This window comes from Acinetobacter sp. S4400-12, from assembly GCF_024129495.1.
Taxonomy (GTDB): domain Bacteria; phylum Pseudomonadota; class Gammaproteobacteria; order Pseudomonadales; family Moraxellaceae; genus Acinetobacter; species Acinetobacter lwoffii_C.
Genome location: NZ_JAMXYB010000059.1, coordinates 1 through 5,996, shown reverse-complemented (window position 1 = coordinate 5,996; position 5,996 = coordinate 1). Strand labels below are relative to the sequence as shown.

Annotated in this window: 4 protein-coding genes; 1 reads left to right on the top strand and 3 read right to left on the bottom strand. The window is 36.4% G+C overall.

Going from position 1 to position 5,996, the window contains the following annotated elements:
* Positions 1 to 11: 11 nt before the first annotated feature.
* The 3 genes from NI461_RS13670 to NI461_RS13660 form a co-directional block, all read right to left on the bottom strand.
* Positions 12 to 491 carry a hypothetical protein gene (locus NI461_RS13670; RefSeq protein WP_253157722.1) on the bottom strand — a complete coding sequence of 160 codons (480 nt, stop codon included), beginning with the start codon at positions 489 to 491 and terminating at the stop codon, positions 12 to 14.
* 4 nt (positions 492 to 495) lie between these two features.
* Positions 496 to 2,151 carry a poly alpha-glucosyltransferase gene (locus NI461_RS13665; protein ID WP_253157719.1) on the bottom strand — a complete coding sequence of 552 codons (1,656 nt, stop codon included), beginning with the start codon at positions 2,149 to 2,151 and terminating at the stop codon, positions 496 to 498.
* Between the two features lie 159 nt (positions 2,152 to 2,310).
* Positions 2,311 to 5,673, bottom strand: a complete 3,363-nt coding sequence (locus NI461_RS13660; protein WP_253157716.1) for a BapA/Bap/LapF family large adhesin — start codon at positions 5,671 to 5,673, stop codon at positions 2,311 to 2,313.
* A gap of 44 nt (positions 5,674 to 5,717) precedes the next feature.
* Here NI461_RS13660 and NI461_RS13655 point away from each other — a divergent pair.
* Positions 5,718 to 5,996: hypothetical protein (locus NI461_RS13655; protein ID WP_253157714.1), on the top strand; the 279-nt coding region annotated here is incomplete at its 3' end.

Below are 5,996 nucleotides of genomic sequence, written 5' to 3'. Positions count from 1 at the left end.
TCATCCGCAGATTATGCATGAATATTGAAAATTCCTCGGTACAAATAAGCAGCAAAAAGTAGATCGTTTTTTGATTTATGAAAGAGATCTATTATTAACTTATTATGATGAATATTAGGAAGTTTTCTTGCATACTGTATTTTACTTTTATCCTCAAGATATTTTTGATAAATAATAAAATTTCTATCATAAGTTGTTGCTGAAGTTGTCAACCATTCATATGGATGTCTTAATCCCATGACTTTAACGTCAGTCGCTATTGAGCAATACCGACCAACTTGTGTTGTTATTGGCAAACTAGACCAACTATAAGAAAATGCTCCCATTTCCCATATATTTTTACCTACTAAAAATGCACAATAAGATTCAACTTCTACCCCATCTTTATAATTAATCTCATCATCATCTTTAAAGCGATTATTTCCACTTCTGGTAAAATAAATAGAATACTTTAATAAATTATCTTTTATTTCGGAGAATTTTTTTTTCACAAGATTACTCTACAAAATAATTTAAATAAGCCACATATCCAGATAAATTATGTTCCTGATCATCGATACGTGTTCTAAAACGATCATGCCTTACATAAAATGCATTAAGAATTTTTTCAGGCTTAGCCATATACATTGCCATTTCAGGATAAAAGTACCCTGTTGCTCTTTGAAATTCGACTCGTAGTTCTATTAAGTCTTTTAGTTCATCGAATTTAGCCATATTAACTAAATCGGTAAATCCTTGCTCTTTTAATCGCACCACCATCTTATATGCAGACATCATCATTTCTAAAAATGTTGCATATGCTGTTTTACGATTTTTAATAAAATCCATGTGTTTTAAATAGTTATTTAAACCAAATTCAAAATACTTTTTCTCTGGGCAAATCTTAGTTAATTCATTGGTACAATAACTTAGCCAATGATCATGATACTTATCATATTTTTTAGTAATAAAATGCTCAAACATTAATTTAACAGTTTCAAGCAAAATTGGATTTTGATTAATTTGATAGAGTCTGAGTAAACCTAAAGCAGCTTCCCCATCATAATAAACAATTCTGAACTTTTCTTTGACTGCAAGTGTTGGGAAACTTAATACATGTGTGGTCTCCCCTTTACCATCAATCATAAAGAGAATGCCTTCAGCAAGCATTTCGGCATACTTTTGGTATTTTGAGTCGCCAATAATTTCCTGATATTTAGCAAACATAAAAATTGCAGCGGCATTTGAACCTAATTTAATTTCTAGATCAGGTTCATTACCATCAATCATAAAGGCTTTTCCATCTACCTCTTTATATAAATGATCAATGGCATACTGCATAGCAGTTCTAATTTTCGGTAGATATGCTTTATTATAATTGACTTCCAATGTTTCAAGTAAGGCATATATGGCAGTACAGTGACGGACTGTATTATAACTTTTAATTTCCCGATTATAGGCAGGGAAATAGCCATAAACCAGCCTCCCACTCTCTAAAATTTCATTATGTAAAAACTTGGCATTATTTAAAACAAGTTCTTTTATATGTTCTTTTTTATTACCCTTTAATATACGTATACCATTTTCTGGACCCGTAGATATTAAATCAATCAACTGGTTGTTTTCAAAAAAAACAGCTTGTGTATCAAATACCCAGACTTTTTCAATTTTATTTAGTGAATAATTTGCCTTAACATTGGTATATTTTTTCTTAATAGCATCATTTAAATTTTTTTCATCAAAAAAATTGGGTTCATTATATACAACCCCTCGAATAATTGCTTTTGCATAAATCTCTTGCTCCAAAAAGCAAATACTTAAATTTTCATCAAAAGCAATTCCTTTTCGATAATGATTATTATGTTTTTGCTCACTTACTTCTTTAACAAGATCTGTCCACTTTCTTTCTTCAATATTTTTTGCAAAGTCAAACTTTAAAAAATCAGGAAGCCGGTTATTCTTTTCATATAATTTATCGATAAAATTAAGAGTTCTTTTAACTACTTTATCGTAATTTATATCCGCTGTATTCCAAACACGACAGCGTATATTTTTATCTCCATATGAAAAAAATACACTATAAAAATCTTGCTGATTCTCTCTTAATGAGAATAACCAATCTGTTAGTTTTATTTTAAATTCCTGCAGATCACTATATTTAGATATAGCCATATTGCTCTCATACTTAACCCTACCAATCAGCCTTATTGTATATTATTTAATATTTCATTTACAGGTATATAACGCTTATAAAAATAATATTAAAGAATATAGAATAAAAAAAAGAGGGTCTCTAGAGACCCTCTTTTTCATTACTCAGATAAAACCTAATTAAAATAAATGACCGTTATTAATTAAGTCATCTAACAATGTATCTGTCTTCTCCACCCCAACCAAAGTTAAGAATGATTCTGACTGATAGCTAGTACCAGCTGTACCGTCCCGGTCAATATTCAAGACGACATTACCTTCTGCATCTTCAGTTAACGTAATGGCATCAGCAAGTGTTGTGCCTTCACTCAGTAAATCACTTACCTCGATCTTATCACCCTCTTCCATACTGAAGTCATTCCAAACATCGTGACCATTACCGCCTGTATTATCATTAGATAATAAGTCAAAGATGACAGTATCTGCACCACCATTCATAGTAAATTGATCATCAGCAGCCGAACTATTTACGCTATCAGAATTCACCGATGCGTTTACGATTTTACCGACATTAATTTCAAGAATAGCAGTTTCTATAGTACCAACCTTAGAAATCGTCTCATAAGTAAACGTCTCAACACCATACATACCACCTGTTGGTGTATAAGTATAGGTACCATCTTTTTTGACCACTAAAGTTCCATACCGACCTTCGATCTCAATAGATTCAGCACCTTTACTCTCATTTTCTTTACCAACAAAGACTTCTTTATGACCAACTTTCAAGCTATCAAGCATTGTGAACCCTTGGTCATTTTCTAGGAGGCTACCTGTAATTGGAGCAATATCTCCTTCAACAATATAGTCTTTAGAGTGAATAATCTCATCGGTTTTAAAGCTCACACTTCTAAGATTCGCATGTTGCGAATTAATTTCTAAAGTGTATTTACCTGCTGATAACTTCTCTAAATTTATGTCTAATACAAAGTTTCTACCATCCCCAACAACTGTGCGAGTAAATACTTCACCGGTTGTAATATTCGTTAACGTATATGTAATTACACCATCATTAAATGCAGTAATTCTTTCACCATTAACTTTTAGAACGGCTCCTGTAGCTCCCTCGTGCTCGGCAATCTCAAATTCTTGTGAATATGATTTTTTTGCAGCACCAAATGCCCAGCTTTCCTCGTACTTAATAACAGTTTTTTCATTCACTTCATTAACCGAGGTCTCATTGAAATCATCACTGGCAGTATGTGTACCAAGCTGAATATTCAAGTTTTTAATGATGGTTTTACCATTCGCATCTTGCATCACTAACTGGAAGCTATCTACTTTACCGTAAGGTGGTTTCCAATCAGCTGGTGCATTTGCAGGCTTTTCAACCGTATAGGTATATGTCCCATCAGCATTGATGATTAATTTCCCATAATAACCTTGTACGATTGTTACCTCACCAAGAGCAACATCTTGATCTTCGACTTTCAATAAAATTGTTGAATCTTCAGCAGTTGCATCTCCAGCGACTTCTCCCTCAAATTTAGAAGGTTCATCGTAATCATATACTTTCTCATGATCGACATAAATTCCTGCTCCAGTTAATAAGCCTAGCCCTCCTTTACTCTGCATAAAGGCTTTATAAGTTCCTTCACCAAACTGCAAAGTTAACGGGTCTGACTTACCACCCAATACCACAGCCCAGAACCAATCTTTCTCCAGGTGAACTTGATTGTAATTGCCCGTTTCCGGATCCAGCTTATAGATGAAAAGATCATAACCAACGCCTAATGCTACGCCTCCAGCACTACCGTGCATAGTCAGTTCTTTGATTTCATTTTCACCCACAGTGAAATCCAGAGTGTTCATTCCAGATAGAAGTTTTGCATCAAGAACAGGGCCCAGCAATGCAAGGTCTAATACCGAGAATCCAACAGCATCTTTAATAGATGATTCACCCTCATATTTAATAGTCGGCTCACTATTTAAGAGGACAATATTATCAATCTCAAGATGATCTTCTCTAGGTGTTAAGTTCAACTCAAAACTTAATTCAGACTCAGAGATCTCTCCTGATGGAGATGTGACACGATAATTAAAGACATCGCGTTCACCATAACCACGGAATTCCTCATCGACTTTATAAGTATATGAACCATCTGCTTTTACAGTTAATACGCCATATTTACCTTGAATAATAATTTCACCATTACTCGAAGTTTCAAGCCATTCACCATTAGCCCCTTGCACATGTGTCACAATACTATCTGCAGGAATCTCATCTGCACCATGCTTAAAGTCATTATCTGTAATCATGTTCCCTGTAGCGCCACCTGATATAGATTCTGCTTGACCATAGTCTTTAATAATATCTTCAGTAAAGCGCAGTCCATATCCAGTGAGTGCTGAAAGTCCACCGCTTGCCCCCATCACAAACATCCATTTGCCTTCTGTTAAGCTAAATGATGTTTCTTCTGATTTCCCGCCAAGTAGAACAGCAACCACCCAACTCTCTTTAACAGCTTGTAACTCCCAATCTCCTGTACTTTCATTCAGCTTATAAAGATAGAGATCCATCAATCCAGCAACTTGAACACCACCAGACTGGCCATATAGAGTGACATCTCGAACCTGATTTTCACCAACATCAAGTTGCACTGAGTTCTCAATAACACTCGCTAGAACATCCAATCCTAAAATAGGACCAAGACCAACACTAGCAACTGTAAACCCATCCTTATTAAGCCCCCCTGGATTGCTATTCACAATCTCTTTTGGCTGAGCCTCTAAGATAATTTCTACATCATTATCTGTGGTTGCAAAAATTTCGCCAACTCCAGATTTAATATTAGTTGGTTTAGACTCATTACCGGCTTTATCTGTTGCGGTAACATTAAGCTCAGTTCCGCGCTCTAAAGCAGGGTCAAATGTATAAGTTAAATCACCATTTTCATTAGCTTGGCCTGTATAAATAATATTCCCATCTTTATCATACACCTTAACAGTTGCATTTGGTTCAGTTTTCACGGTTAAGACAGAATCAATACCTACCTCAGCATCTGGAGCATCTGGCGCGATCGTATCCTTATTACCGGTAACTTCTGTAGGTTCAGATGTATTACCAGCCTGATCTTTCGCAGTGACATCAACGACCTCACCATCCGTTACCGGACGCTTAAGCTCAATAGCAAAGTCACCATTTTCATCTGCAGTACCCGTACCAATAACGTTACCATTTTTGTCGGTTACATCTACAGTTGAACCAGCTTCCGCTTTACCGCTAACAGTTAAACCATCTTCACCAATTACAACATCGGTTGGGACTGCAGGTGCAATAGTGTCTTTCTCGCCTGTGATTTCTACAGGATCAGACTCATTACCAGCTTCATCTTTTGCAATAACGTCAGCAGTGTTGCCATCTGTTAATGCAGGGTTGACTGGAACAACAAAGTCACCATTTTCATCAACTGTACCTGTACCAAGGATGTTGCCATCTTTGTCAGTCACCACAATTTCTGAACCTGGCTCACCTTTACCAGTCACTTCCGTACCATCTTCATTCAGAACGACATTTGTCGGCGCTTCAGGTGCTTCGGTATCTACATCGCTGTCAGAGTCGCTATCGCTGTCTGAATCCGAGTCGCTATCCGAGTCAGAGTCTGAATCCGAGTCTGAGTCGCTATCCGAGTCTGAATCGCTGTCTGAATCCGAGTCTGAATCGCTGTCTGAATCCGAGTCGCTGTCAGAGTCCGAATCGCTATCCGAGTCGCTGTCAGAGTCCGAATCGCTGTCCGAATCCGAGTCGCTATCTGAGTCTGAATCGCTGTCTGAATCCGAATCGCTATCCGAGTCTGAATCGCTGTCTG

Bases quoted from the DNA above. Each gene is read 5' to 3' on its own strand.
- NI461_RS13665 (WP_253157719.1), bottom strand. From the start codon at position 2,151: ATGGCTATATCTAAATATAGTGATCTGCAGGAATTTAAAATAAAACTA.